The following is a 25,148-nucleotide window of genomic DNA, read 5'->3' on the forward strand; positions in this document are numbered from 1 at the left end:
CTGTGGAAGAGTAGGTCGCCGCCTTTTTTGAATCCCGATTCTTATTGTTAGAATCGGGATTTTTTTCGTTTATAGAGTTGTCGATTTTTAAAATTAGTAGAAAATAGAAGTGCTACTTCTTCTTAAATATACTATCCAAAATAGTATTAAGGCCTTTGAAAAGAAAGTAAATAGCAGATGCACAAAGGATTGCAGCAACAATAAGTATAGGTATATATAGTGATTTTTCTTGATTGGAAAATGCAATATGCATCATAAATGGCCCTAAAAACATTAATAAAAGGCATAAAGCCATTTGCCTGATACCTTTGGTCAATATTTCTTTGTCTGTTCTGTTATTTTCGTCCATAAATGATACTTTGTCTAACACTTTTATGCTCTTGAAGTAATTTTGAGGCTTCTTCTTGAGAAACATTTAATTCGTTCATAATCATTTTAATACCTCTGTCTACTAATTTATTATTGCTTAATTGCATATCTACCATTTTATTCCCTTTAACTTTTTTTAATTGAATCATGGTAGTAGTAGTAATCATATTCAATACGAGTTTTTGAGCCGTACCAGCTTTCATTCTAGAACTTCCAGTTAAAAACTCTGGACCAACAATAACTTCTATAGGAAATTGAGCTACTAAGCTCAAAGGGCTATTTTTATTGCAAGTAATGCAACCAGTAATAATGCTTTCTTCATTACATTTTTTTAAAGCGTGTACAACATAGGGGGTTGTGCCTGAAGCTGCAATACCAATCACTATATCTTTAGTTGATACATTGTAATCTTGTAAATTTTGCCAACCTTGTAATGTAGAGTCTTCAGCATTTTCTACAGCTTTTCTAATGGCGCTATCTCCTCCTGCAATCAAACCAATGACCAGATTATGGGAAACTCCAAAGGTTGGAGGACACTCTGATGCGTCCAGTATTCCTAATCGGCCACTTGTTCCAGCGCCAATATAAAATAGTCGTCCACCTTGCTTAAGTTTTGTTACCACTTGGTCTATTAAAGCCTCAATTTGCGGTAATGCTTTTTCTACTGCCAAAGGAACCGTTTTATCCTCTTTATTTATATTGGATATAATCTCATTAATTGTCATTTTTTCGAGATTATTATAGTTGGAATCTTGCTCTGTTGTTTTTATAAAATCCATAGTATAAAGGTAGGAAAAAGTTTTATGTGTAGGTGTGCGTTAGCGGTAAAAGCGGCATCCTCTAACGGTTCACCGTTAGAGATATAGCGAATGACGCGACCCTTGGGTAACGCCATAACTATTTTACTCTACTGTATAAATAATTTCATCTACTTCTGACAGTCTAAAATATCCAAATGGGTAATTATCTGGATCTGTTTCATTAATACAATTACCTCTCACGGTTGCAGGTTGTGTTTCAAAAGGGCCATCTCCTTCATCGCTACTTTGTTGTAATAATATGAACATAAACTCATAAAAACGTTCTGAAACCCCATAATTACGAATGGTAACTACGTCTCCTGCTTCAAGATCTTCTTCCGTGTAATATCCAAAAATTTGATTTCCGTTTGTAAATTCATCATCATAAACTTCTAGAGTTGGAACAACCGAAATGTCACTTATAAACTCGAAAAAATAATAATTATCTTCATTTTCCGGATCCGTATAATACGCTTTAAGTTCAATATCCTCTCCTGTAAAGCCTCCGTCATTGTTTTGTTCAATATAATCAATTGGCGTTACAGATTTTAAGGTTTCGGTTGCTGTATAAATTTCATTATTATAATTGACTGTAAGTGTGTAAATTCCATCTATTACAGGAATAAAAGTATTATTTAGGTAAATACCTGTATCATTATCTTCTGTAAAACTAAAAACATTGTTGTTCTCGTCCGTAATAACGACCGTTGCACCATTGGCTGGCACAACATTTTCATCAAAGAACGGAGCAGATAAACTTAATTTTATGCTTTGCTCATTGCCTGCTGTATCTTTAAACCAGTTAATTGAAGCTTCTATAATTAATCTTGGCTCAGCTTCATTGAGGTCTATATCAATAACGTCTTCGCATCCAAGGCAAAAGGTTAATATCGCTACTATGTAAAATATCCTTTTCATGGGCTAAAATTTAAAATTATAAGAAACAGAAGGAACAATACCAAAAATGGCAAGCCTAACAGCTTCGTTAGTTCCGGTTATTCTATTTTCACGAAATGAAATACTCGCCGCATTCCTGCGGTTATAAATATTATAAATCCCAAATACCCATTCCCCTTTAAATTCCTTCTCACTTTCTGGTTTTGGGTTATAGTTTACAGCAATATCTAATCGATGATATGATGGTAATCTACTAGAGTTTCTAGATTCATAACTAGGTATAACAATACCATTATAAGCATACTGACCATTAGGGAATGTCGCTGGTTGGCCTGTTTGAAATAAAAAGTTAGAGCTGAATGTCCATTTTTTATTGAGTTCGTAATTTGCTGTTAATGATACATCATGAGTTTTATCAAAGGCTGTATTATACCAATCACCATTATTTATTCCAGACTCAACTGCCGTTCTGCCTGGTGTTTTTTGTTCGGATTTAGATAGTGTATAGGCTAGCCATCCTTTTAATTTACCCTCATTTTTTCTTAATAGAATTTCGAGTCCGTAGGCTCTTGCTTCTCCGTTTAAAATAACTTGTTCTATGGCATTGTTCGCAATAAGGTCTGCACCGTCTATATAGTCAATTCTGTTTTTTATTTTTTTGTAGAATGTTTCAACTTCTAACGAAAACAAATTATCTTCAAATGATTTGAAGTATCCCAGCGCCACCTGATCTAACATCTGAGGTTTTACATATTTGCCACTGGGTGTCCAAACATCTAATGGAGTAGGTGAGCTAGTGTTAGACAACAAATGTAAATACTGATTCATACGGTTATAGCTCGCTTTTACAGATGAATTGTCAGTAAGTTGGTATGCGATTGAAACCCTAGGTTCTATATTCGAAAAGGATTCAATGACGTCGCTTCTCTTAAATGTTTCTGTGTCAATGGGTTCAGCTTTTTCGTAAATCCCAATATCTTCATTGTAAATTACAGGATTGTCATTTTCATATACATTTAATTCATCTTGGCCTAAACGATGAAATGTACTAAAACGTGCACCATAACTCACCGATAATTTATTGTTTAGTTTATGCTCAGCATCAAGATAAAGCGCATTCTCAAAAGCATATTTGTCTATGAGTTTAAAAGGATTAATACCAGAAGTTTCAGTAGTAGGATTTATCTCTCCTGGGTTGAATTTATAATAAATACTATTTAAACCATATTCAAGCTTAAAGTTGTTATTGATGTAGTGTTTAAAATCGTATTTAAGGTTAAAATTTCTGATACCAGACTCCCAGTCAAATTCCACAAACGTGAGTTCTAATCCATAATAGTAATCTGAATAGATGAGTGATAAGTTTGAAAATATTTTATCTGAAAACAAATGATTCCACCTAAAATTTAAAACCGTATTTCCATAGGTGTTTGCGAAACTATTCGCTAATTCAAAGACATCACGTCCAAAATAACCGGAAAGGTAAATGCTGTTATTTTGATTGAATTTGTAGCTCAATTTTGTGTTGAGATCGTAGAAGTAGGTAATGTTGTCTAAATCGAATAGTGGTAAGAATAAATGAGCATAACTACTTCGACCACCAATTAAAAAGGAACCTTTGTCTTTTTTTATGGGACCTTCTGCCAACAACCGACTTGATATTAGTCCAACTCCACCATTCATGTGAAATTCACTACTGTTACCTTCCTTTTGATAAATATCCAAGACTGAAGATACGCGTCCTCCATATTTTGCGGGAATTCCACCTTTATACAATTTTATGTCCTTTATAGCATCTGGATTAAAAACTGAAAAGAAGCCAAATAAGTGCGAAGAATTAAAAATTGTAGCTTCATCTAAAAGAATAAGGTTTTGGTCTGCAGCGCCTCCTCTAACATTGAATCCAGAAGAGCCTTCACCAGCATTGGTAACACCAGGCAATAGGGTTATGGACTTTATAACGTCAACCTCTCCAAGCACGACGGGCATTTGTTTTATGGTGTTTATAGAGAGTGCGTTAACACTCATTTGAGGCTTTTTAATATTCAGTTTTTCAACATCTTCTTTAATTACAACCTCATCGAGACTTTCGGCAGATTCTAAAAGTTTAAAGTTTTTGGTGATGTCTTTATTGAGTATAATAGTTTCTGAAATCGTCTTATAACCGAGATAGCTAATCTGAATTTCATAACTGCCCTCTGGTAATGTAATAGAGTAGAAGCCATATTCATTGGTCATAGTACCTGATTGAATTTTTGGCACGATGATATTAACACCTATAAGAGTTTCGTTACTATCGGAGTCCGTGATGGTTCCACTAAGAGTAAATCTTTCTTGTGCTGAAAGTAAAAGGGAAAAGAAGATTAAAACGAAAAAAGTTTTGGCAATTCTACCGTTCATGATAAATATTTGGACACCATAAAAATAAAAAAGCTTCATTTTGAATGAAGCTTTTTTAACTTTAGTTTATAATAGAATTTAATGTATTGCTTGGTCGCATGGCATTACTTACTAATACCTCATTAGGGTAGTAGTAGCCATCAATATCTACGGACACGCCTTGTATAGTGATTAATTCATCTAAAATTTTGGCTTCGTGTGCTTGTAAATCCCTAAATATCTTAGTGAACTCATGTTTTAGGTCTAAATCTTTATCTTGGTTTGCTAACGCTTCCGCCCAGTACATTGCCAGATAAAAATGACTACCTCTATTATCTAGTTCGTTTACTTTTCGAGATGGGCCTTTTTTATTTTGAAGTAGTTTTTCGGTAGCATCATCTAGGGCTTCACCAAGAATTCTTGCTTTTTCGTTATTGTTAACTTCAGCATAATGGTCTAGTGAAACTGCCAAAGCTAAAAACTCACCTAATGAGTCCCAACGCAAATGGTTTTCTTCAACAAATTGCTGAACGTGCTTAGGTGCAGATCCACCAGCACCAGTTTCAAATAGTCCACCACCATTCATTAATGGTACAATGGAAAGCATTTTGGCACTGGTACCCAATTCTAAAATTGGAAATAAATCCGTAAGGTAGTCTCTCAATACGTTTCCTGTTACTGAAATTGTGTCTTTTCCGGCTTTTACACGTTCTAAGGTAAATTCAGTAGCCTCGATAGGAGATAAAATTCTAATATCTAAATTACTGGTATCGTGGTTAGGTAAATACTGATTTACTTTTTTAATCAATTCAGCATCATGAGCTCTGTTTTTATCCAACCAGAAAACAGCAGGTGTTTTAGAAGCTCTAGCGCGTGTAACAGCTAATTTTACCCAGTCTTGTACAGGTGCATCCTTTACTTGGCACATTCTCCAGATATCTCCAGTTTCAACAGCATGACTTGTTAAAACATTTCCATCTGCATTAATCACTTCAACCTTTCCGTTAGAAGCAATTTCAAAAGTTTTATCGTGCGACCCATATTCTTCAGCTTTTTGAGCCATAAGACCAACATTTGGTACTGTACCCATTGTAGTAGGATCAAAAGCACCATGCTTTTTACAAAAATCTATAGTAGCAATGTAAACACCTGCATAACTACTATCTGGTATAATAGCTTTAGTGTCTTGTTGTTTACCTTCTTTGTTCCACATCTGACCAGAAGTACGAATCATCGCTGGCATTGATGCATCTATGATAATGTCACTTGGTACATGAAGGTTGGTGATCCCTTTATCTGAATTCACCATGGCCAAATCTGGACCTTGGTTAAAAGCAGCATCAATATCTGCTTCTATTTCTTCACGTTTAGCTTGTGGCAGTTCCTCTAGATTATCCAATAAGTTTCCGAAACCATTATTAACATCAACACCTATATCTTCAAACGTTGCAGCATGTTTTTCAAAAACAGGTTTAAAATATGTTTTCACGGCATGACCAAAGATGATAGGGTCAGAAACCTTCATCATGGTCGCTTTCATGTGTAATGACATTAAAACATCTTGAGACTTAGCATCTTTGATTTCTCTTTCTAAGAAACTTAATAATGCTTTTTTGTTCATTACTGTGGCATCTACAATCTCTTTAGCCTGTAAAGCCAAATTGTCTTTTAATACAGTTTGGTTGCCGTCACTATCTGTGTGAACGATTTTTACAGTAGTAGCATTATCAATAGTAACAGACTTTTCGTTATGAGCAAAATCACCTTCACTCATTGTAGCTACGTGCGTTTTAGAGTTAGAAGACCAAGCTCCCATACTGTGTGGGTTATTCTTGGCATAATTTTTAACAGCTTTTGGTGCACGTCTGTCTGAGTTACCTTCTCTTAAAACCGGATTTACTGCACTACCTTTAACTTTATCATAGCGCGATTTAATCTCTTTCTCAGTATCACTTTTTGGATCTTCAGGATAATCAGGAAGTTTATAGCCCTTAGATTGTAATTCTTCAATGGCATCAGTCAACTGAGGAATAGAAGCACTAATATTGGGTAATTTAATAATATTCGCTTCTGGCTTTTTAGCCAATTCACCTAACTCTTCTAAAGCATTAGGAACTTTTTGTTCATCAGTTAAATAATCTGGAAAAACAGCTAAAATTCTAGCTGCCAAAGAGATGTCTTTGATTTCTAGAGTTATTCCTGAAGATTTTGTAAAGGATTGAACAATTGGTAAAAAAGAACGAGTTGCTAAAGCTGGTGCTTCGTCTGTTTTTGTATAAACAATCTTTGCTGTTTTGGTCATAGGTCGTTAAAAATAAAATGATTGTGCTGTGCTTAATTTTAAGCTGTGCAAATATACAAAAACAGTAGCGTTTTGTTGGTATGAGATTGATAAGAGCTTTCTGAAATTGTTGAGGATTTAATAAAAATTGTAATGAAAAATGAAAATCCACACTTAATCCAAATATTGAAGGGGTTATAGCGCTAGTGATTGATTGGACCAATACAAAGAATGCACTATAAAACAAAAAGCCATATCACTACAGAAAACTGCGCTGACATGGCTTCTCTTTGAAACAGTACTACTACGACTTATTTAGTATTACACTAACTCAGCTGTATGGCTTTCGCCATCATCCTTTTCAGTTCAAGCGTTGCTGTTTCGGTGAAACGTTTCATATCTTTCAAAATGTATTGACTTGATACTACTTTGTTTCTTAAGACTTGTTTTTCTTGATGTTTTCTTTTTTACCATTCACTTGCGTGTTTGTTACGTCTAAAAACATTGCTCATCCTTTTCGCGTTCACTTTCGATTCCGTTACTTCTTCAAAGCTTTCCACTTAAAGTTTATAATCTACAAAGTATATTATAATACCAAAGCTTCTTGGCTAGTTACACAGCACTTGCCTACACAAGCAGCTCACTAACCTCAAAAAACAATCTCAATATATAAAGAACGTTACTTTATTACAATTTAACATAAATTCAAAATTTCTTTTAAAACCAAACTGAGTTTGTTGTTAATTGTTCAGCTAAAGTATATTTATATTGTGAATGTACAAATTATTTTAGCAGTTAGATATGCACAACTTATAAACCGAACTTATTAACAAAAGTTAATAACAAAAAAAGCCTTCAATTTTGAAGGCTTTCTCTGTAATATGTGTGTTAGATTATTTTCTAACTTCCTTAATTCTTGCTTTTTTACCAGTAAGACCTCTAAAGTAGAATATACGTGCTCTACGTACTTTACCTCTTTTGTTGACTTCGATTTTCTGTAAAGCTGGCAAGTTAATTGGGAAGATACGCTCTACACCAATTGTTCCTGACATTTTACGGATGGTAAAAGTTTCTGAAGTTCCTGTTCCTTTACGTTGTAATACTACACCTTTAAAGAACTGTGTACGTGTTTTACTTCCTTCTTTAATCTCGTAATACACGGTAATTGTATCACCTGCGCTAAAGTTTGGAATATCTTTTCTGGTTACAAATTCGTCTTGTACAAATTTTACTAAAGAATCCATGTTTTCTCTTTTATAATGGTTGCTTTATACCAACATTCACGATTTTCGCCAGAGGTTAATCTAAAGTGGGTGCAAATATAGTTAAAAAGTACAAAGTAAAAAGTACAAAGTGAAAAGTTTTTTATTGCTGTATAGGTGTTTATTTGTGGAGTCGTTTATTTGTTTATTCGGTGATAGGTTTTGCCCATTAATCATTATTTATCACTTATTATTCATCAATAGTCATTCGTAATTAATCATCCAAAAGATCTGGTCGTCGTTCTTGAGTTCTTTTATAGGCTTGCTCTTCGCGCCATTTTTCTATTTCTCCAAAATTACCACTGAATAACACTTCTGGGACCTTCATACCTTTATATTCTCTGGGCCTGGTATAGATTGGTGGTGCCAATAAATTATCCTGAAACGAATCGGTTAGGGCAGAGGTCTCATTGCCCAATACACCAGGGATTAACCTTATTACTGCATCACATAAAACGGCAGCTCCCAACTCACCTCCAGACAACACATAATCGCCAATTGAAATTTCCCTGGTAATAAATTTATCACGTACACGTTGATCCACACCTTTATAATGACCACAAAGAATAATGATATTCTCTTTTAATGATACTTGGTTGGCAATACTTTGGTTAAGACGTTCACCATCTGGCGTCATATAAATAATGTCATCGTAATTACGTTCTTTTTGTAAACCAGAAATACATTTATCGATGGGTTCTATCATCATTACCATACCAGCACCGCCACCAAATTGGTAATCGTCAACTGATTTATAGTTGTCGGTTGTATAATCCCTGAGGTTATGAAAGTGAACTTCTACCAAACCAGCATCAATAGCACGTTTAAGAATGGATGCCTCAAACGGACTTTTTAAAAGTTCTGGTAATACGGTGATAATGTCTATGCGCATTGCTATACTTTAAGGGTTACAAAGATAGATTAAATACTATAACTTAAATATTCTGAAATCGTTATGCTGTTTTATATTGTAAGTAAAAACTTCAATTATTTAAAATAATAGGTCTTATGGCGAATAAATTTTACTTTAAGCTATGGTATATGTTAACTTTATTGAACGACCAATAAATTATACCTACTTATGAAAACTACAAATAAACTACTTTCACTCTTATTGATGCTATCAGTTTTAGCATGTTCTAATGAACCTATTTCAGATTTTAGTGCTGATACTGAAAATGTATTGGACGAAACAAGAGAAAACACTTCTATGGACAATGGTTCTTCTGATTCGGGTTTAAATGAAGAGCATTGTGTAAACACCAGTCTTATGGCAGGACAACATTACGAAGCGGGTTCAGTAACTATTGATATAGTGGATGGCAACCTAATTGTTACCTATGCGGTTACAGAGGATTGGGAGATTGGAACAACGCATTTAAGCATTGGTAGTTGTGATGATGATTGGGTGCCTTTAACAGGTTCTGGAAATCCCCAGATTGGACAATTTGAATTCACCGAACCTACATCTATAACAGATAATGAAGTTGTTTATATAATTCCTTTACCAGAAGGTGATGAGAATGAAGATTATTGTTTTTCTGCACATGCTGAAGTACAAGGGCCTAATGGTGGCGAAACTGCTTGGGCCGAAGGGCAGCAGTTTTCCGGAAATAGCTGGGCTATGTATGATGAGTTTAATACATCAAGCTGCACTTCAAGTGGAGGTGTGTTTTAGTTCAACTAACATAAAAAATATAGGCCAGAATAAAAATTCTGGCCTATATTTTTTATATTGATTTTTTCTCTGGCAACAATATATAGTATTGTAAATAACCTTCAATCTCTACCTGTTCGTCCAAAAAAAATGTAAGTCAGTATCTGCTTCAAACCCTAATCTTTTATACAAATTTTGTGCAGGATTATCGTGCGCCGTTTGTATGGCTAAACCTTTGTTGTTTTGAGAAATACAAAGTTGTTTGGCTTTGTTTATTAGGGCTTCACCAATGCCTTGTCCTCTGTAATTAGCGTCTATAAATAGATCGTTGAGTAAAAACATGGGTTGTATGGATACAGAAGAGAGCAGTGGATAGAGTTGTATAAAACCAACAGCCTTAGAATCTATATAAGCCATAAAAATTATTGAGTCTTGATTTTTAAAACGCTTTATTAAAAATTGACGTGCACCTACTTCGTCTGAAGCTTGCTTATAGAATATTCTGTAGCTATTAAACAATGGCACTAAATCTTCTAAGTGGTCTATATGTGCTTTAATTATGTTCATAAAAAAAATCCGCAATTAAAATTACGGATTTAAAATATAGTTTTATTAGTGATTTAATTTCATTTGCATTTCGACTGTTCTTACATTTGAGCTTCACCGACACGCGTGCGCTGAGTGTGACAGTATATTATGCCTTATTCTTATTGATCTCGTCTTGAAGTTGACGCCTTACCTTTTGCTCGCGCTCTAAAGCATTTCGTCTGTGCTCTTCAAACTCAGTCTCTACTTCTTCGAGTTTATGTTTAGCTTCTCGCGTTGCAGAGTTACTGCCTTTAAACTTATAAATAAAGAATAGTAAGAATGCTGTAAGTGCAGCAATTATCGTCCACATAATAATATTGTAATTGGTTTTGCTGGTCTGCATTCCCAATAATGCCATATTGTTTTTTTCTTCGTTGGTTTGGTTTAACGTGGTTTGTGTGTTGCCAAGCTTTGCTTGTAGGTCTACAATTTCTTTGGCCTGATTAGCAACGGTATTTTCAGAATTCTCTAATTCTTTATAGGTTGTCTTTAGGGAATCCAATACGTTAGCTTTTAGTTTTAAAAGCCAAGCCTGTTTAACGGCTTCGTAAGGTTGGCCGTTTGTGCCTTTAAAATTTCCAGACTTTCTAAAAACATACTCAAACTGGCTATCTATATTACCGCTGTTTAATGATAGCTGTTCTTCAGCATCATTATTGTTCGTTTGTCCATTTACAGATTGTAGGCTAAATGTAACTATAAGAATTACAGCGACTTTGGTTAAGAATTTCATCTTAAAATAATTTTGGTTGTATAAGATTAATTAAGGTGCCAAGATAATGAATTTATGTGCATATCATAAATAATTACCTAACAAATAGCCTCTCATTTCCTAGAGGCTAATTATATACGAAAGGAATATCTTTTTAGATGTTTATAGTACTTAAATGATTGATATTTGTAATATCACTACTGTCTAAACTATATTGGTACAATCCGTTTTCTCCTATTAAGACTAAAATACCATTGTTAATGATGACATCAAAACTGTTAACGTCAAGAGATGTTACTAGTTCAGATTCTTCTGGGTTTGAAACATCAAACACTTTAACTTCATCATCACATACAAATAAATAATCTCCATAGAGCCCAATGCCAATAGGTCGTGTTAAGTTTCTAGAGGACACTAATACTGGATTGGTGATTTCCGTAACATCATAAATTTCCAAGACATTAATATTTACACCACAGCCAATATTGGTATGTAAAGTAACAAAGGCATGGGTTTCATTAGCAACAACGGGATCGCAAGCCGTAAAGTGTTGCACATCTGACATATAAGTTGGTGTTTCAGGATTGTCAATATTATAAATGTACATACCGTTTCTAGAACCCATATAAAGATAGTTCTTGTAATTAAAAAGTGTTTCTATATTAAACCCAATTGGTACCGTATTAACCTGTACCGGATTTTCTCTGTCCGTAATGCTGAATACATTAAGGTTAGAGTCATCCACCACATATAAATAGTCCACATAAAGTGCAAATCGAGCCAAGGAGCCTCCTTGTCCTGTTTCCGAAAATGTATTAGTGTCGTTAGACGATGTGCTATCTGAGCTACAGCCTAATAAGACCAATGCTATAATTACAGTTGTATATATTTTTCTCATCGCTGTTAGTTTATAAGTTCCCAATCTACAATAACTTCATTGTCCTCTATCGGATAATATATAACACCTTCTGGCGACCATATCTGAGGAAATACATTCTCTAAACGCTTTGTTATGGTTAACGTTTCTGTAGCTTCATCAATTTTAAAAGCTATTAAATCTGTTGCATTATTGGCGTACAACACATCTTCTTTAATACTTAAATCTGAAGAGCCTAAAACTTTAATGAAACCAATATTTATGGGATTTGTAGGATCGGTATTGTTTATTAAATGAAATCCTTGATTCACTTCATTAACAAAAATGAAGTTGTCCTTAACATAGATTTTACCTGAGTTTTCGATAGTTCTTGGAGTGTTTTCTAGAATAGTTGAAGCTTCAAAGTCAGAGCGCTGCATAATCACTGGTTCATAAGAACCAGTAGGGAAGGGGTCAATATCGTCAGCATCATCACTTCCCCAGCCAATACAGGCCTGAAAAAGTAAAGTGGATGTCACCGTGAGCAACAAAAAGAATTTTTTCATAATTAAATTGAGAGGTTTAGTTTCTTAATAGATGCAAATTTTCCTAAATGGTTGCGTTGAATACCAGGTAAATTTCAAAATTCATTCCGTATAAAACAAAAAAAATCTTGCCGTTAGACAAGATTTTCTTCTTTTTTCTTTTTCACAAAGATCTAATAGTAAGCATAGCGTCTTACTTTAGAAATATATTTCGCAAGTCTAATAACCTGATGACTGTAACCATATTCGTTATCGTACCATATATATAATATAACGTTTTTACCATCTCCTCTTACAATTGTTGCTTTACTATCGTAGATGGATGGTGCAGAACTTCCGACAATGTCACTAGACACAAGCTCGTCACTCATTTCGTATTTAATTTGTTCTACCAAGTCTCCTTCAAGAGCATATTTTTTCATGATGGTATTCATGCTATCAACAGAAGTTTCATTTTCTAATTCTAAATTTAGAATTGCCAATGATCCATTTGGTACAGGAACTCTAATGGCGTTAGAGGTTAGTTTACCTTCTAAAGTTGGTAAAGCTTTGCTTACAGCACTTCCAGCTCCGGTTTCGGTAATAACCATGTTTAAACCTGCAGCTCTACCACGTCTGTATTTTTTATGGAAGTTATCCACCAAGTTTTGATCGTTGGTATAAGCATGAATCGTCTCTAAGTGACCAGATTTTACTCCAAATGAATCTTCGACTGCTTTTAAGATTGGAGTAATAGCGTTTGTTGTACAAGATGCAGCAGAAAAGATATCTACTTTATCAGGATTGTGCTCTAGGTGGTTTACACCATGTACAATATTTGGTACTCCTTTTCCTGGTGCTGTTAATAAAACCTTACTAACACCTTTAGCCTTTAGATGTCTACCTAAAGCTGCTTCGTCCCTAAATGCTCCAGTATTATCAATCACTAAAGCTTTATCAATGCCATATTTGGTGTAATCGATATCTCCAGGCGCATTTGCTGAAATAATATTAACCGTAGTTCCGTTAATTATAAGTGCGCTATTTTTTACATCAACACTTACGGTACCAGAGAAATCTCCGTGTACAGAATCGTTTTTTAAAAGTGAAGCACGTTTCTCTAAAACCGTTTGATTGATTTCGCCACGTGTTACAATAGCTCTTAATCGTAATTGATTGCCTTTGCCAGTACGTGTCATTAACTCACGTGCTACCAAGCGACCAATTCTACCAAAACCATAAAGTATAACATCTTTTGGTTCAATGGCTTTTCTTTTCTTTGCCTCTCCCAATTTGGCAGAAACAAATGCTGTGGCATTGTCGTACTTTTGGTCTTCTAAGTGATATTCATATGTTAACTTACCAATATCTAACTTTGCTGGTGGTAAGTTTAATTTTTTGATGGCTTGAGCAATCTCAACAGAATCAAAAATAGAAATTGGCTTCTGAACAAATTCACCTGCATACTCGTGCAAGTTTAAAATTTCGCTCACCTTTCTATCAATTAATTGATTTCTGAATAAAACAAGCTCAATAGAATTGTCATACCAAAGGTCGCTTATAGTTTTTATAAACTCAACCGTTGCTCTGCGACGGTCTGCTTGAAACGCTAACTCTTTTTCGTAAGTGTCGTTAAAACCCATTTTGTTTTGGTTTAGTGGTTTTTAAATTTTGCGCAAAAATACATATTTCAAACGTTTTCGTAACGCTTTTTACCGAAAATAAAAAACCCTTTAAAGAATATTTCCTTAAAGGGTTTTTCAGATTTAATTTTTGATTGATTTATCTGAAATTGTAAACTACTTTTTCGCCTTCTTTATTAATGACCTCAATTTGAAGTGGGTCATTAAACTTTCGAGTTCTAAGTGCGTTTTGAGCATCATCCACCGAATATAATTTTTTACCGTTAATTTGGGTGACAATACTGCCTTCTTCAACTCCATTTTTTCTCCAATAGGATTCCAGTTCTGGATAATCTGATAATTTGGTCAGTTTTAACCCGTAGTCTAAGTCATATTTTTTTAATTCTTTTTTCGGAATATTCTTAACTGTACCAATTGTAGGAATTTCTAGAATAGAATTCTTTAATAGTGTTACAGGCACCACTTTTTCATTGTCATCCCTAATTAATGTAACATCAACAATGTCGTTTGGGCTTTTGGTCTTTAAGTAACCAGAGAGGTCAGAGAATTTATTAATTTCCACTCCATCAATCTTTTTTATAATATCCCCAGATTTTAATCCGGCCTTCTCAGCTCCGGTATCTTCTGTAATTTCACTAATATAAAAGCCTTCGGTAATATCGGTTCCTATTTGTTCTGCTGATTTTCCATTTAATGAAAATCCTTGCACGCCAAGAATTCCATTTTGAACATTTCCAAACTCCATGATATCGTTCACAATTTTTCGGGCTATGTTGCTTGGTACAGCAAATGAGTAGCCAATGTAAGAACCATCCCTAGAGGAAATAGCTGTATTAATGCCAATTAAATCTCCATTGGTATTAACCAAAGCACCACCAGAGTTTCCTGGATTTACAGCAGCATCAGTCTGTATAAAAGACTGAAGATTTCTACCACTTAAATCTCTAGATTTTGCACTGATTATTCCTGCGGTTACGGTAGAATTTAAGTTAAAAGGATTACCAACAGCCAAGACCCATTCGCCAATTTTTGCACTGTCGGAGTCACCAAATGCCATAAATGGTAAATCTTCATCTGCTTCAATTTTAATAAGCGCAATGTCAGTAGCTTCATCAGTACCGATTAGTTCCGCCATGTAAGACTTGTTGTTGTTTAAAGTAATGCTAATCTCGTTGGCATTCTGTATAACATGATTATTGGTAACAATATATCCTGTAGGTGAAATAATTACTCCACTACCAGTACCTACTTGTGCACGCTGAGAATTGCGACCAAAAAATAAATCTTGCATGGTCATTGGTGCAGATACAATTGCCGTATTTTTAACGTGTACTACAGCGTCAATTGACTTTTCTGCAGCTTCGACAAAATTCGGAGCTATGTTAGGTGAGTTATTTAAAGTTGTATTTGTTGGAACATATATTGGTAAATCAGAAACCTGTTCTACGGCCAATTGTTCCTTATCTTCTTGTTCGACAAAAAGCTTGTAACCTCCTAAAGTCAGGAGTCCACCTAATGCCGAAACGAATACTAAAGTTAGAATCTTCTTCATAATTTCATAGGGTTTATGTTTAACTATTTAACGTTTAAAGTTAGATATTTATTGAATTTCATTTTCCATTTTAACGACTATTTAACGCCAACTTTAACGACGTTTTAACACCTTATTTTCCTTGCTATTATTCTTATATTTGTTTCCAGAATATGGCAATAACATTTTACAAATATCAAGGCACCGGAAACGACTTTATTATAGTTGATAATCGTTTACTAGAAATCGACAAAAATAATACCAAACGCATTGCAGAGCTGTGCGACAGACGTTTTGGCATTGGAGCGGATGGATTCATCCTGCTAGAAAATGACAAAAATTCTGATTTTAAAATGGTATATTATAATTCTGATGGCAATGAGAGCAGTATGTGCGGTAATGGTGGTCGTTGCATGACATCTTTTGCAAAGTTCCTGGGCATCATTGAGGGTAAAGCAGAATTTTACGCTATAGATGGTTTGCATAAAGCAAGCATTGAAGAGGACATAGTACATTTACAAATGCAAGATGTAACCACCGTTGAAGTATATGAAAAACACCTTTTTCTAGATACAGGTTCTCCTCATCATGTAGAAATGGTATCAGATATTGAAAATTTTGATGTGAAGAACTGTGGTTCTACTATTAGATATGGAGAGCCTTATGGTAAAGCTGGAAGTAATGTGAATTTTGTTGAACAAATATCTGATAACAAGTTTGCTGTAAGAACTTACGAGCGTGGAGTAGAGGACGAGACCTTATCTTGTGGAACGGGAGTCACTGCAGTAGCACTAGCAATGCACAAAAAAGGTAAGATAACCAGTAATGAAGTAACCCTAATAACACCAGGAGGCGAACTAAGGGTGAAGTTTGAAAACAATGAAAAAGGGTATAACAACGTTTGGTTGATTGGGCCTGCAACACAAGTTTTTAAGGGGAAGATAGAATGGTAAGATTAAAAGGCGAACATATTTATTTAAGAGCCTTGGAACCAGAGGATTTGGAATTTGTACATAAGGTTGAGAATGATACTGCACTTTGGCATTTAAGCGATACTCAGACACCCTATTCTAGGTTTTTGATTAAGCAATATCTCAAAAATGCCAAGCAAGATATTTATGAAGCCAAACAATTGCGTTTAGCTATATGCACAAATAATGACAATACAATCGGTCTAATAGACGTTTTTGATTTCAACGTTAAAAACAAACGTGCAGGTATAGGAATTTTAATTAAAGATGAGCCTAATAGGAGCAAAGGCTACGGTAAGGAAGCACTGCAAATACTGGTGAATTACTGTTTTGAAGCGCTTCATTTGCATCAAGTGTTTGCAAATATTTCAGAAAACAATGAAGCCAGTTTAAAACTGTTTGAAGGTAGCGGCTTTAAAAAAATAGGATTAAAAAAGGACTGGAACTTTGATGGAAAGCAGTTCTCTAACGTGTATATATTACAAAACATTAAAGAGTAACACATGTATATAAAAAAGATACTATGGGCAATAGCCTTAATCGGTTTGGTGATTTTTGCAGTCATTGCCTATTATATTTATGGAGCAATGTTTCAGCCCAATACAACTTTCAATAGTGAAACAAAATACATTTATGTTCCTACTAACGCCACCTACCCTCAAGTTAGAGCACAGCTAGAGCCTTTGTTAGATGATATCGAAACGTTTGATGCTTTGGCGCGTCAAAAAAAATACACTTCAAATATAAAGGCTGGGCGTTTTGCGATTGAAAAAGGAATGAATAATAACGAAATTATTAATTCAATTAGAAGTAAAAACCTACCTCTTAAAATAGCATTCAACAATCAGAACAGTTTAGAAGATTTAGCGGGAAGAATCAGCACACAGATTGAAGCTGATAGTTTGTCGTTAATCAATGCTATGACAGACGAGGATTTTTTAAGTGAGAATGGATTTACACGTGCTACAGCATTGGGCATGTATTTACCAAATAGTTATGAATTCTTTTGGAATACCTCTGCAAAAAATTTCAGAGATAAAATGCTAAAAGAGTATAAACGCTTTTGGAACGACAACAGAAAAGCTAAAGCTGAAGAATTAAACCTTACACCCAATGAAGTTATAACCTTGGCCTCTATTGTACATGAGGAATCTAAACAAGCTGACGAACAGCCAAGGGTAGCAGGGGTTTATCTCAACCGATTACGAATAGGCATGGCGCTACAGGCAGACCCAACTCTAAAATTCGCTGCCTACCAATTACCAAAATACAAGAATACAGTTATCAGACGTGTATTAAATGTACATAAAGAAATTGATTCACCTTATAATACCTATAAAAATAAAGGGTTACCACCAGGACCAATTGCCATGCCAGATTTATCTGCGATAAAGGCAGTTTTAAATCCTGAAAAGCATAGTTACCTTTATTTTGCTGCAGATGCCAAGCGTATTGGTTACCATAAGTTTGCTAAAACTTTGGCTCAGCATAACAATAATGCGAGGGAATACCAAAGGTATTTATCATCACAAGGTATCAATAGATAGATTTGAAATGGGCAAAATTCCATATCATTTTTATATGTTGCGTTTCAGGTTCACTCTTTTCACAATCTAAACTCAATCAATTTCTAAAGCCAAGTGATACTTTAAACAAGCCAAGACGCAATGCTGTTATCATTTCTGAAAGTTCTTTGGCGACTTTAGCTCTCATAGGCTTAGACCAATTGTGGTATGCAGATTATCCTCGTTCTAGCTTTAAAACCATTAATGACAGTGGCGAATGGTTGCAGATGGACAAATTTGGTCATGTGTTTTCATCATATCAATTAGGTAGAATAGGGGCTAATACACTCAATTGGGCTGGTATTAGCAAAAAAGATCAGTTGTTATTTGGTTCAACTTTAGGTTTGGGTTTTTTAACAGCGGTAGAGGTTATGGATGGCTTTTCTGAAGAATGGGGTTTTTCATGGACGGATATGGCTGCAAATGTTACTGGTACTGGGCTTTACATTGGGCAAGAATTACTTTGGAAGGAACAAAGGATACTATTAAAATATTCATTCCATCGTACGGATTTTGCCAAACAACGACCAGATAAATTAGGTAATGGTTTGTTTGAAGAATTTTTAAAAGACTATAATGGTCAGACTTATTGGTTGAGTGCCAATCTCAATTCCTTTTTTAAAACAGATTATATTCCAAATTGGTTAAATTTAGCTTTTGGTTATGGCGCAGATGGAATGTTAACCGGTGAACCTAATGATCCTTTGTTTTTAAACCAAAATAGAACACGCCAATACTACTTGAGTTTAGATATAGACCTAACCCGAATTAAGACAAATTCCAACGTCTTAAAAACCATTTTTGACGTTTTTAACGTAATTAAAGTCCCTTTTCCAGCAATTGAGTTAAATAGTGAAGGTCGCCTAAAGATGCATTATTTCTACTTTTAACAAGTATTAATAACTGTTAATCGGTTGATTTTCAGTATTTAAATAAATGTCGTATATTTGCACGCGAATTTAGTAGGACCTTTTGGGGAAAGTTTTGCTAGTTTAAAATTAGCTGTTATGACAAAGAATAGCATTAAAAAATTTTTATTACCATTTGCAATTTGTTTATTAGTTGCAATGGGATTATATCCAGATTCTACGCTTAATACAGAGTTGTATTCTACAGAAGGGTTAGAGCTAGATTATAATATTTCTGCAGAATTGGCAATGGCAGATTTTTCAAAGGAATCTAAGTCAAATATATTCTCACCTCACTTGGGTAAATCTTTTGAAGGCTTTAAAGAAGCATTGGCTTTTAAAGAGTCTAGAGGTAATTACTTTACAGTAAATACATTAGGTTATTTGGGTAAGTATCAGTTTGGTTCCGAAACGTTGAAACTTATTGGAATCTACAACCCAAATCAATTTTTATACAATCCAGAATTGCAAGAAAAAGCATTTATTGCTAATGCGGCGCGTAATAAATGGATTTTAAGAAAAGATATTAAGCGTTTTGATGGAAAATTTATTGCTGGTGTAAAAGTGACCGAATCTGGTATTTTGGCTGCTGCTCATCTTGCAGGACCAGGTAGTGTTAAAAAGTTTCTTAGAAGCTATGGTGGCAATAATGTTGCTGATGCCTATGGTTCAACCCTTAAATACTATATGAAAAAGTTTTCTGGTTACGATACTTCTATAATTAAGCCAAATAAAAAAGCTAAAGCCAGACTTTAATCTTTTTGTATAATAAAAATAGCTGGTCTCTTATGTAGATCTTCTTTGTTGTGTTTCCAATCTTTGGCAGACATTGTCTTTATAAATTCAGTAGGTAGGGTTAAATCGCAAGCAACGCAAACTCTGGTTTGAGGTTGAAGTACACTAGACAAATCATCAAGCATTTTCATGTTTCTGTATGGTGTCTCAATGAAAATCTGTGCTTGATTATGTTCGGATGATAATCGTTCTAAAGATTTTAGTTTAGACTTCCGCTCACCTTTATCTATTGGTAAATACCCATTAAAGCAAAAACTTTGACCATTCATCCCAGAAGCCATAAGTGCCATTATAATTGAAGACGGACCAACTAAAGGCACCACTCTTATATTCATTTGATGTGCCAAACTTACAATGTCAGACCCAGGATCTGCAATGGCAGGACAACCAGCTTCGGAGAGCAGCCCTATGGACTCACCATCTAAACATGGATTTAAAAAAGTGTTGCGCTCAGCTTCCGTAGTGTATTTATTGAGTATGCTTAGTTTTAATTTAGGCTGGGATTTACCTGGTGATATACGTTTTATAAAACGCCTTGCTGTTTTTTCATTTTCTACGATGTAGTAATCTATATCTTCGATTACTTTTTTTATTGAAATAGGTAACACCTCTAGTGGCGGATTGTCACCTAAACGTGTTGGAATGAGATATAGCTTACCAACTGTCTTACTCATTACTGTATAACAAGTTTATGGGTCATTTGTTCTCCGTTGTCAGCACGGATTTGCAATAAGTATAGACCTTGCGACAATTGCGATGTGTTGATTTTTTGAACCGCATCAGAACTTTTATTTTTACTATTTATAATCTTGCCTTGTAAATCAAAGATTGTCATTTCACTTTTTATGGTAGCATTCACTGATGAAAAATCAATTGTGATCTCATTTTCTGCCGGGTTGGGATAAATAGCAACATTGTTCAAATCAAAGTCTTCCGTGCTAAGTGAGTTATCCACCAGTTTACTAATGTCCCCTCCAAGGGAGCATATATAAAGCTCTCCATTGATGTCTTCCCCAAAAGCGACCAAACTTCCTGAAAACCCTTCAAAAGTTGAGTTCCATGTTCCGTTTTCAAATTCTATATAACCTATTTCTTGGGTGCAAACATCTGCGAAGAAATACAATCCATTAAAACCAGGAAATTCTGATCCTCTGTATCTGTATCCTCCGGTAATTGAGCACCTACCACCAGAATGTGCATATTCGGCTACAGGAAATGTTAAAGAGCTCATAGGTGGACAACCAGATGTATTGTAGGTGTTATTACCTTCATAACATCTCCAGCCATAATTGAGGCCTGCTGAAGTTGATGGGGCATTGTTTATTTCTTCCCTTGCGCTTTGCCCTACATCAGCAATCCATATATCGTCATTCAGACGGTCAAAGGAAAATTTCCATGGGTTACGTAACCCATAGGCCCATATTTCTCCTCTAGCACCAGCAGTACCAATAAATGGATTGTCTGTAGGGATTGCGTATGGGTTAGACATAGTTGAATTATTAACGTCTATACGTAATAATTTACCTAGTAAAGTTCCTAAATCTTGACCGTTATCTTGTGGATCGCCTCCAGAACCTCCATCTCCACTTGAAATGTACAGGTAACCATCTGGCCCAAACTGCAATTCACCACCATTATGATTTGTGAATGGTTGTGTATATGTAAGGATTATCAATTCGGAATTAGGATCTGCTTGTGATGGATCCGTACTACTACGGGTAAATCGGGACACCACAGTTTCATTATCAGTCTGTCCTACTACGTCTCTGGTGTAATTAACAAAAAAATAACCGTTTGTGGCATAATTAGGATGAAAGGCCAAACCTAAAAGTCCCTCTTCACTCCCTCCACTTTCTACACGCGCTTCAATATCTAAAAACGGTGTGGTGTTTACAGAACCATCGGCATTAATGATTTTAATGATCCCGTCTTGCTCAGCAGCAAACAATCTATCGTCTCCAGCATGTTTAAGATTAACAGGTCTGTCTAGTCCAGATGCGAATAATTCCAATTCTAAATCTTGCGTATTGCCTAAGGCGACGCATAGGCAACATATAAGTATGGTAATGTTTTTCATATCATTTTTTTAAGAAAGTTGTGACACTAAGATACAAAAAATAGAGCAGAGGTAAGAATTCCGTTACAGTTGATTATTCTTTTAATTTAGCTGAAAGTATTTTTGAAGTGGCTTCTAATAGATCAAAAACATACTCAAAATCGCTTATGTGTCCATAATAAGGATCAGGGACATTTTTATCGGAAACTGAATTATTCTCTTCTAGGAACAGTTTCACCTTACCAATGTCATCATTATTTCTGGCGAGACTGATAATGTTGTTATAATTAGAAGCGTCCATAGCGTAAATATAATCGGAGGTATCAAAATCTGAAACCCTAAATTGCCTTGCACTATGTCCACTTATGTCAACGCCATGTGTTTTGGCAACCTTGATTGAGCGATGATCTGGGCTATTGCCTATGTGATATGCAGCCGTGCCAGCTGAATCAACATAAAAACTATCTTTAGGAAGTTTTGATTCTAAGATACCATGTGCTAAGGGCGACCGACATATATTGCCGAGACACACCACAAGTATACGAGTCATTATTCTATTTGGGTTTAGAGCGCTAATTTTTTAGCCAAATCTTCAACGTACTTTCTAAATTGTTTGTCAGTTGAAGATAAGTTATCTACTGTTTTGCAAGCATGAAGTACTGTAGCGTGGTCGCGCTGACCAATTTGTGAGCCTATACTAGCCAATGAAGCTTTAGTATATTTCTTAGCAAAGAACATGGCTAATTGACGAGCCTGTACAATATGACGTTTACGTGTTTTAGATTGCAAAGTACTTACGTCCATTTGGAAGTAATCAGAAACTACTTTCTGAATATAATCTATGGACACTTCGCGTTTGGTGTTTTTTACAAACTTCTCTACGATGTCCTTGGCAAGGTTTATTGTAATTTCCTTTTTGTTGAAAGAGGATTGTGCAATCAATGAAATGATAGCACCTTCAAGTTCTCTTACGTTGGTTTTGATGTGCTTCGCAACATACTCAACAATTTCTTCTGGCATTTCCACACCATCCCGATAAAGTTTGTTTTTAAGAATAGAAACTCTAGTCTCAAAATCTGGTGTTTGTAATTCGGCAGAAAGTCCCCATTTAAAACGAGATAATAAGCGCTGCTCAATATCCTGCATATCCACAGGTGCTTTATCACTAGTTAAAACAACTTGCTTACCATTTTGGTGTAAGTGATTGAAGATATGAAAGAATACATCTTGGGTACCAGTTTTACCTGATAAGAATTGTACGTCATCAATAATGAGCACATCAATAATTTGATAGAAATGAATAAAATCATTTCTATTATTCTTTTTTACTGAATCTATATATTGTTGTGTGAATTTCTCAGCAGAAATATATAGAACCGTTTTCTCAGGATATTTGTCCTTGATGTCCACACCAATAGCATGCGCTAAATGTGTTTTTCCTAAACCGACACCACCAAAAATTAACAACGGGTTAAAAGAAGTACCTCCTGGTTTGTTGGCTACTGCAATTCCTGCATTTCTTGCCAAACGATTAGAATCTCCTTCTAGAAAATTTTCAAACGTATAACTAGGATTTAATTGAGATTCAATTTTTACATTTCTAATTCCAGGAATTACGAAAGGGTTTTTTAACTCAGGACTTTTGTTGTCAAAAGGAACATCAACATCTTGAGATTTTACAGCACTTCTGTTTGAGCTAGGGATCTTTTCTGTAAACGGTTGCTTGTTGCCATAAGTGTTTTCCATCTTTATGACGTAAACCAGTTTTGCGTCTTCACCTAGTTCTTTAGTAAGCGATACTTTTAAAATTTTAACGTAATGTTCTTCTAACCATTCGTAGAAAAATTTACTAGGTACTTGAATGCTCAACGCATTTCCAGAAAGTTTTACAGCTTGTATAGGTTCAAACCACGTTTTATAAGCTTGTGGTTGTATATTATCTTTTATAAAGGCGAGACAATTACTCCATACAGATTCCGCTGTGATCTCCATTCGTTAAGTTAAATTATTTGTTGTTAGTTAGATTAGCAAAAAAAAAGAGAACTAGGATTCTCTTGCAGTTTTGAACACGACAAATATGTGAACAAAATTCTTAAAAAAAAAATCAATATCTGTTGAATTTTAAGAAATTTTTCCTCATGTTTAAAACATTTGAAAATTACAAATTTTTTCCTAAACACAAGCATATAATTGAATTTTAACGAAACAAGTATTAGAGTGCGCTATGGCGAGACAGACCAGATGGGTGTTGTATATCATGCCAATTACGCTGTTTATTTTGAAGTGGGTAGAACCGAGTGGTTACGGCAGTTTGGGCTGAGTTACAGTGGCATGGAGGCTGATGGTATTATGTTGCCTGTAATTTCACTATCTATAAATTACAAAAATTCAGCACGTTATGACGACATGCTTAAAGTAAAAACTAAGTTAAAAAAAATGCCCTCTGCCTCAATAGAATTTGAGTATGAATTAAGAAATGAATCTGATGAATTACTGGCAACTGGATCTACTATATTGGCGTTTATAGATATGAAACGAAACCGACCGACGCGTTGCCCAAAATATCTTTTAGATAAACTGCAAAATTATTCGTTATAATTCACGTATCTCTACGCCAAAAAACTGATTAAAAAGTTCAAAAACCTTTAAACTGTTATTTTTTCTGACAGATATTTCCAACAAACAGCTAAGCTCTAAATTCTGCTTGTTTATTTCAACTTGATTTTCTTTTATCAACCGCATTACTTTACTAAGATTTTTATACTCAAATTTTAACTGATAAGTTGTCTTAATAGTTTTTTGAATAATTTTTGCAGAGTCTAATGCCAATTGCGCTCCTGTTCTGTAAGCATTTATTAAACCACCAACACCAAGTTTTACTCCTCCATAATATCTTATTACTACTATAAGAATATTGGTAACATTAAATGATTGTATTTGACCGTAAATTGGCATACCAGCTGAGTTATTTGGTTCACCATCGTCATTTGTCCTGTATTTTATCTTTTCAGTGCCTATTTGATACGCATAACACCAATGTCTAGCTGCATAGTGCTCTTTTTTTAAGTTTTCAAGGTGAGATTTTACCTGGTCTTCACTAATAACCGGAAACACAAACCCAAGGAATTTGCTGTTTCTGTCTTTATAGATGTCTCCCTCAGCAGGTTTTGCTATGGTAAAATATACGTCGTCATTTTGCATAAAAGTATTGCGAATATAATAATTGAATAAAAGAAAAACATATGTGAGCTATAATTATATATAATAATATCCTTGTTAGGAAATTGTGATGTCAGCGTCTAAGAAAACATGCATCTTATAATTAAACCAGAGTTTTCAATTCTTATAAAGGTT

Annotated in this window: 25 protein-coding genes; 7 read left to right on the forward strand and 18 right to left on the reverse strand. The window is 34.8% G+C overall.

Annotated features, from left to right (window positions below):
- Nucleotides 1-112: 112 nt before the first annotated feature.
- From F1003_RS00005 to trmD, 7 genes are all read right to left on the reverse strand, one after another.
- Entirely contained in the window at nucleotides 113-349 is a 237-nt protein-coding gene (locus F1003_RS00005; RefSeq protein ID WP_155087292.1) for a DUF6095 family protein, read from the reverse strand.
- Complete coding sequence (gene murQ, locus F1003_RS00010; RefSeq protein ID WP_155087150.1) at nucleotides 336-1,148, reverse strand: N-acetylmuramic acid 6-phosphate etherase; 813 nt, start codon at nucleotides 1,146-1,148, stop codon at nucleotides 336-338. Before murQ ends, F1003_RS00005 begins: the two co-directional genes overlap by 14 nt.
- A 123-nt stretch (nucleotides 1,149-1,271) precedes the next feature.
- Nucleotides 1,272-2,087 carry a DUF4249 domain-containing protein gene (locus F1003_RS00015; protein ID WP_155087151.1) on the reverse strand — a complete coding sequence of 272 codons (816 nt, stop codon included), beginning with the start codon at nucleotides 2,085-2,087 and terminating at the stop codon, nucleotides 1,272-1,274.
- Between the two features lie 3 nt (nucleotides 2,088-2,090).
- A complete protein-coding gene (locus F1003_RS00020; protein ID WP_155087152.1) occupies nucleotides 2,091-4,466 on the reverse strand; it encodes a TonB-dependent receptor in 2,376 nt (791 codons plus the stop codon).
- A 61-nt stretch (nucleotides 4,467-4,527) separates the two neighbouring features.
- Nucleotides 4,528-6,747 (reverse strand): NADP-dependent isocitrate dehydrogenase, encoded by a 2,220-nt coding sequence (locus tag F1003_RS00025; RefSeq protein WP_155087153.1) that lies wholly within the window; start codon nucleotides 6,745-6,747, stop codon nucleotides 4,528-4,530.
- An 872-nt stretch (nucleotides 6,748-7,619) separates the two neighbouring features.
- A complete protein-coding gene (rplS, locus tag F1003_RS00030) occupies nucleotides 7,620-7,970 on the reverse strand; it encodes a 50S ribosomal protein L19 (RefSeq protein ID WP_155087154.1) in 351 nt (116 codons plus the stop codon).
- Between the two features lie 232 nt (nucleotides 7,971-8,202).
- The gene (gene trmD / locus F1003_RS00035) at nucleotides 8,203-8,880 is read right to left on the reverse strand and encodes a tRNA (guanosine(37)-N1)-methyltransferase TrmD (protein WP_155087155.1); all 678 of its coding nucleotides are present in this window, start codon (nucleotides 8,878-8,880) and stop codon (nucleotides 8,203-8,205) included.
- Nucleotides 8,881-9,069: 189 nt separating this feature from the next.
- Here trmD and F1003_RS00040 point away from each other — a divergent pair, with 189 nt between their 5' ends.
- Nucleotides 9,070-9,666 carry a hypothetical protein gene (locus F1003_RS00040; protein ID WP_155087156.1) on the forward strand — a complete coding sequence of 199 codons (597 nt, stop codon included), beginning with the start codon at nucleotides 9,070-9,072 and terminating at the stop codon, nucleotides 9,664-9,666.
- A gap of 108 nt (nucleotides 9,667-9,774) precedes the next feature.
- Here the strand turns inward: F1003_RS00040 and F1003_RS00045 are convergent, their stop codons facing one another.
- From F1003_RS00045 to F1003_RS00070, 6 genes are all read right to left on the reverse strand, one after another.
- A complete protein-coding gene (locus tag F1003_RS00045) occupies nucleotides 9,775-10,212 on the reverse strand; it encodes a GNAT family N-acetyltransferase (RefSeq protein WP_155087157.1) in 438 nt (145 codons plus the stop codon).
- A gap of 127 nt (nucleotides 10,213-10,339) precedes the next feature.
- On the reverse strand, nucleotides 10,340-10,966 hold the full coding sequence (locus F1003_RS00050; RefSeq protein ID WP_155087158.1) for a tRNA (guanine-N1)-methyltransferase: 627 nt from the start codon (nucleotides 10,964-10,966) through the stop codon (nucleotides 10,340-10,342).
- 133 nt (nucleotides 10,967-11,099) lie between these two features.
- Nucleotides 11,100-11,843: an LVIVD repeat-containing protein gene (locus tag F1003_RS00055; protein WP_155087159.1), complete on the reverse strand. Its 744-nt coding sequence runs from the start codon at nucleotides 11,841-11,843 to the stop codon at nucleotides 11,100-11,102.
- Between the two features lie 5 nt (nucleotides 11,844-11,848).
- The gene (locus tag F1003_RS00060) at nucleotides 11,849-12,367 is read right to left on the reverse strand and encodes a hypothetical protein (RefSeq protein ID WP_155087160.1); all 519 of its coding nucleotides are present in this window, start codon (nucleotides 12,365-12,367) and stop codon (nucleotides 11,849-11,851) included.
- 152 nt (nucleotides 12,368-12,519) lie between these two features.
- Nucleotides 12,520-13,968, reverse strand: coding sequence for a glyceraldehyde-3-phosphate dehydrogenase (locus tag F1003_RS00065; RefSeq protein WP_155087161.1), 1,449 nt, complete (start codon nucleotides 13,966-13,968; stop codon nucleotides 12,520-12,522).
- 139 nt (nucleotides 13,969-14,107) lie between these two features.
- On the reverse strand, nucleotides 14,108-15,520 hold the full coding sequence (locus F1003_RS00070) for a S1C family serine protease (RefSeq protein ID WP_155087162.1): 1,413 nt from the start codon (nucleotides 15,518-15,520) through the stop codon (nucleotides 14,108-14,110).
- Nucleotides 15,521-15,672: 152 nt separating this feature from the next.
- Between F1003_RS00070 and dapF the strand changes: the two genes are divergently transcribed.
- The 5 genes from dapF to F1003_RS00095 all read left to right on the forward strand — a co-directional run bounded on the left by dapF (nucleotide 15,673) and on the right by F1003_RS00095 (nucleotide 19,699).
- The gene (dapF, locus tag F1003_RS00075; RefSeq protein WP_155087163.1) at nucleotides 15,673-16,452 is read left to right on the forward strand and encodes a diaminopimelate epimerase; all 780 of its coding nucleotides are present in this window, start codon (nucleotides 15,673-15,675) and stop codon (nucleotides 16,450-16,452) included.
- A complete protein-coding gene (locus F1003_RS00080) occupies nucleotides 16,446-16,970 on the forward strand; it encodes a GNAT family N-acetyltransferase (RefSeq protein ID WP_155087164.1) in 525 nt (174 codons plus the stop codon). Before dapF ends, F1003_RS00080 begins: the two co-directional genes overlap by 7 nt.
- 3 nt (nucleotides 16,971-16,973) lie before the next feature.
- The gene (gene mltG, locus F1003_RS00085) at nucleotides 16,974-18,017 is read left to right on the forward strand and encodes an endolytic transglycosylase MltG (RefSeq protein WP_155087165.1); all 1,044 of its coding nucleotides are present in this window, start codon (nucleotides 16,974-16,976) and stop codon (nucleotides 18,015-18,017) included.
- A gap of 2 nt (nucleotides 18,018-18,019) precedes the next feature.
- Entirely contained in the window at nucleotides 18,020-18,925 is a 906-nt protein-coding gene (locus F1003_RS00090; RefSeq protein WP_155087166.1) for a DUF2279 domain-containing protein, read from the forward strand.
- Nucleotides 18,926-19,042: 117 nt separating this feature from the next.
- The gene (locus F1003_RS00095; protein ID WP_155087167.1) at nucleotides 19,043-19,699 is read left to right on the forward strand and encodes a peptidoglycan-binding protein LysM; all 657 of its coding nucleotides are present in this window, start codon (nucleotides 19,043-19,045) and stop codon (nucleotides 19,697-19,699) included.
- Here F1003_RS00095 and F1003_RS00100 read toward each other — a convergent pair.
- The 4 genes from F1003_RS00100 to dnaA all read right to left on the reverse strand — a co-directional run bounded on the left by F1003_RS00100 (nucleotide 19,696) and on the right by dnaA (nucleotide 23,786).
- Nucleotides 19,696-20,412 (reverse strand): SAM-dependent methyltransferase, encoded by a 717-nt coding sequence (locus F1003_RS00100; protein WP_155087168.1) that lies wholly within the window; start codon nucleotides 20,410-20,412, stop codon nucleotides 19,696-19,698. The two genes, F1003_RS00095 and F1003_RS00100, sit on opposite strands and share 4 nt — an antisense overlap.
- The gene (locus F1003_RS00105; protein ID WP_155087169.1) at nucleotides 20,412-21,815 is read right to left on the reverse strand and encodes a PQQ-dependent sugar dehydrogenase; all 1,404 of its coding nucleotides are present in this window, start codon (nucleotides 21,813-21,815) and stop codon (nucleotides 20,412-20,414) included. Before F1003_RS00105 ends, F1003_RS00100 begins: the two co-directional genes overlap by 1 nt.
- A 73-nt stretch (nucleotides 21,816-21,888) precedes the next feature.
- Nucleotides 21,889-22,344, reverse strand: coding sequence for a low molecular weight protein-tyrosine-phosphatase (locus F1003_RS00110; RefSeq protein ID WP_155087170.1), 456 nt, complete (start codon nucleotides 22,342-22,344; stop codon nucleotides 21,889-21,891).
- Nucleotides 22,345-22,358: 14 nt separating this feature from the next.
- The gene (gene dnaA / locus F1003_RS00115; RefSeq protein WP_155087171.1) at nucleotides 22,359-23,786 is read right to left on the reverse strand and encodes a chromosomal replication initiator protein DnaA; all 1,428 of its coding nucleotides are present in this window, start codon (nucleotides 23,784-23,786) and stop codon (nucleotides 22,359-22,361) included.
- A gap of 198 nt (nucleotides 23,787-23,984) precedes the next feature.
- Here dnaA and F1003_RS00120 point away from each other — a divergent pair, with 198 nt between their 5' ends.
- On the forward strand, nucleotides 23,985-24,392 hold the full coding sequence (locus tag F1003_RS00120) for an acyl-CoA thioesterase (RefSeq protein ID WP_155087172.1): 408 nt from the start codon (nucleotides 23,985-23,987) through the stop codon (nucleotides 24,390-24,392).
- Here the strand turns inward: F1003_RS00120 and F1003_RS00125 are convergent.
- Complete coding sequence (locus F1003_RS00125; protein WP_155087173.1) at nucleotides 24,387-24,995, reverse strand: IMPACT family protein; 609 nt, start codon at nucleotides 24,993-24,995, stop codon at nucleotides 24,387-24,389. The two genes, F1003_RS00120 and F1003_RS00125, sit on opposite strands and share 6 nt — an antisense overlap.
- Nucleotides 24,996-25,148 lie beyond the last annotated feature (153 nt).

The organism is Winogradskyella ouciana (assembly GCF_009709615.1).
Taxonomy (GTDB): domain Bacteria; phylum Bacteroidota; class Bacteroidia; order Flavobacteriales; family Flavobacteriaceae; genus Winogradskyella; species Winogradskyella ouciana.

What these genes read in the sequence shown, in the direction of transcription:
- F1003_RS00055 (WP_155087159.1), bottom strand. Translation starts at nt 11,843, where the DNA reads ATGAGAAAAATATATACAACTGTAATTATAGCATTGGTCTTATTAGGC.
- F1003_RS00070 (WP_155087162.1), bottom strand. Translation starts at nt 15,520, where the DNA reads ATGAAGAAGATTCTAACTTTAGTATTCGTTTCGGCATTAGGTGGACTC.
- F1003_RS00005 (WP_155087292.1), bottom strand. Translation starts at nt 349, where the DNA reads ATGGACGAAAATAACAGAACAGACAAAGAAATATTGACCAAAGGTATC.
- dnaA (WP_155087171.1), bottom strand. Translation starts at nt 23,786, where the DNA reads ATGGAGATCACAGCGGAATCTGTATGGAGTAATTGTCTCGCCTTTATA.
- F1003_RS00040 (WP_155087156.1), top strand. Translation starts at nt 9,070, where the DNA reads ATGAAAACTACAAATAAACTACTTTCACTCTTATTGATGCTATCAGTT.
- F1003_RS00125 (WP_155087173.1), bottom strand. Translation starts at nt 24,995, where the DNA reads ATGCAAAATGACGACGTATATTTTACCATAGCAAAACCTGCTGAGGGA.
- dapF (WP_155087163.1), top strand. Translation starts at nt 15,673, where the DNA reads ATGGCAATAACATTTTACAAATATCAAGGCACCGGAAACGACTTTATT.
- F1003_RS00095 (WP_155087167.1), top strand. Translation starts at nt 19,043, where the DNA reads ATGACAAAGAATAGCATTAAAAAATTTTTATTACCATTTGCAATTTGT.
- F1003_RS00105 (WP_155087169.1), bottom strand. Translation starts at nt 21,815, where the DNA reads ATGAAAAACATTACCATACTTATATGTTGCCTATGCGTCGCCTTAGGC.
- murQ (WP_155087150.1), bottom strand. Translation starts at nt 1,148, where the DNA reads ATGGATTTTATAAAAACAACAGAGCAAGATTCCAACTATAATAATCTC.
- F1003_RS00025 (WP_155087153.1), bottom strand. Translation starts at nt 6,747, where the DNA reads ATGACCAAAACAGCAAAGATTGTTTATACAAAAACAGACGAAGCACCA.
- trmD (WP_155087155.1), bottom strand. Translation starts at nt 8,880, where the DNA reads ATGCGCATAGACATTATCACCGTATTACCAGAACTTTTAAAAAGTCCG.
- rplS (WP_155087154.1), bottom strand. Translation starts at nt 7,970, where the DNA reads ATGGATTCTTTAGTAAAATTTGTACAAGACGAATTTGTAACCAGAAAA.
- F1003_RS00065 (WP_155087161.1), bottom strand. Translation starts at nt 13,968, where the DNA reads ATGGGTTTTAACGACACTTACGAAAAAGAGTTAGCGTTTCAAGCAGAC.
- F1003_RS00045 (WP_155087157.1), bottom strand. Translation starts at nt 10,212, where the DNA reads ATGAACATAATTAAAGCACATATAGACCACTTAGAAGATTTAGTGCCA.
- F1003_RS00050 (WP_155087158.1), bottom strand. Translation starts at nt 10,966, where the DNA reads ATGAAATTCTTAACCAAAGTCGCTGTAATTCTTATAGTTACATTTAGC.
- mltG (WP_155087165.1), top strand. Translation starts at nt 16,974, where the DNA reads ATGTATATAAAAAAGATACTATGGGCAATAGCCTTAATCGGTTTGGTG.
- F1003_RS00110 (WP_155087170.1), bottom strand. Translation starts at nt 22,344, where the DNA reads ATGACTCGTATACTTGTGGTGTGTCTCGGCAATATATGTCGGTCGCCC.
- F1003_RS00015 (WP_155087151.1), bottom strand. Translation starts at nt 2,087, where the DNA reads ATGAAAAGGATATTTTACATAGTAGCGATATTAACCTTTTGCCTTGGA.
- F1003_RS00060 (WP_155087160.1), bottom strand. Translation starts at nt 12,367, where the DNA reads ATGAAAAAATTCTTTTTGTTGCTCACGGTGACATCCACTTTACTTTTT.
- F1003_RS00020 (WP_155087152.1), bottom strand. Translation starts at nt 4,466, where the DNA reads ATGAACGGTAGAATTGCCAAAACTTTTTTCGTTTTAATCTTCTTTTCC.
- F1003_RS00100 (WP_155087168.1), bottom strand. Translation starts at nt 20,412, where the DNA reads ATGAGTAAGACAGTTGGTAAGCTATATCTCATTCCAACACGTTTAGGT.
- F1003_RS00080 (WP_155087164.1), top strand. Translation starts at nt 16,446, where the DNA reads ATGGTAAGATTAAAAGGCGAACATATTTATTTAAGAGCCTTGGAACCA.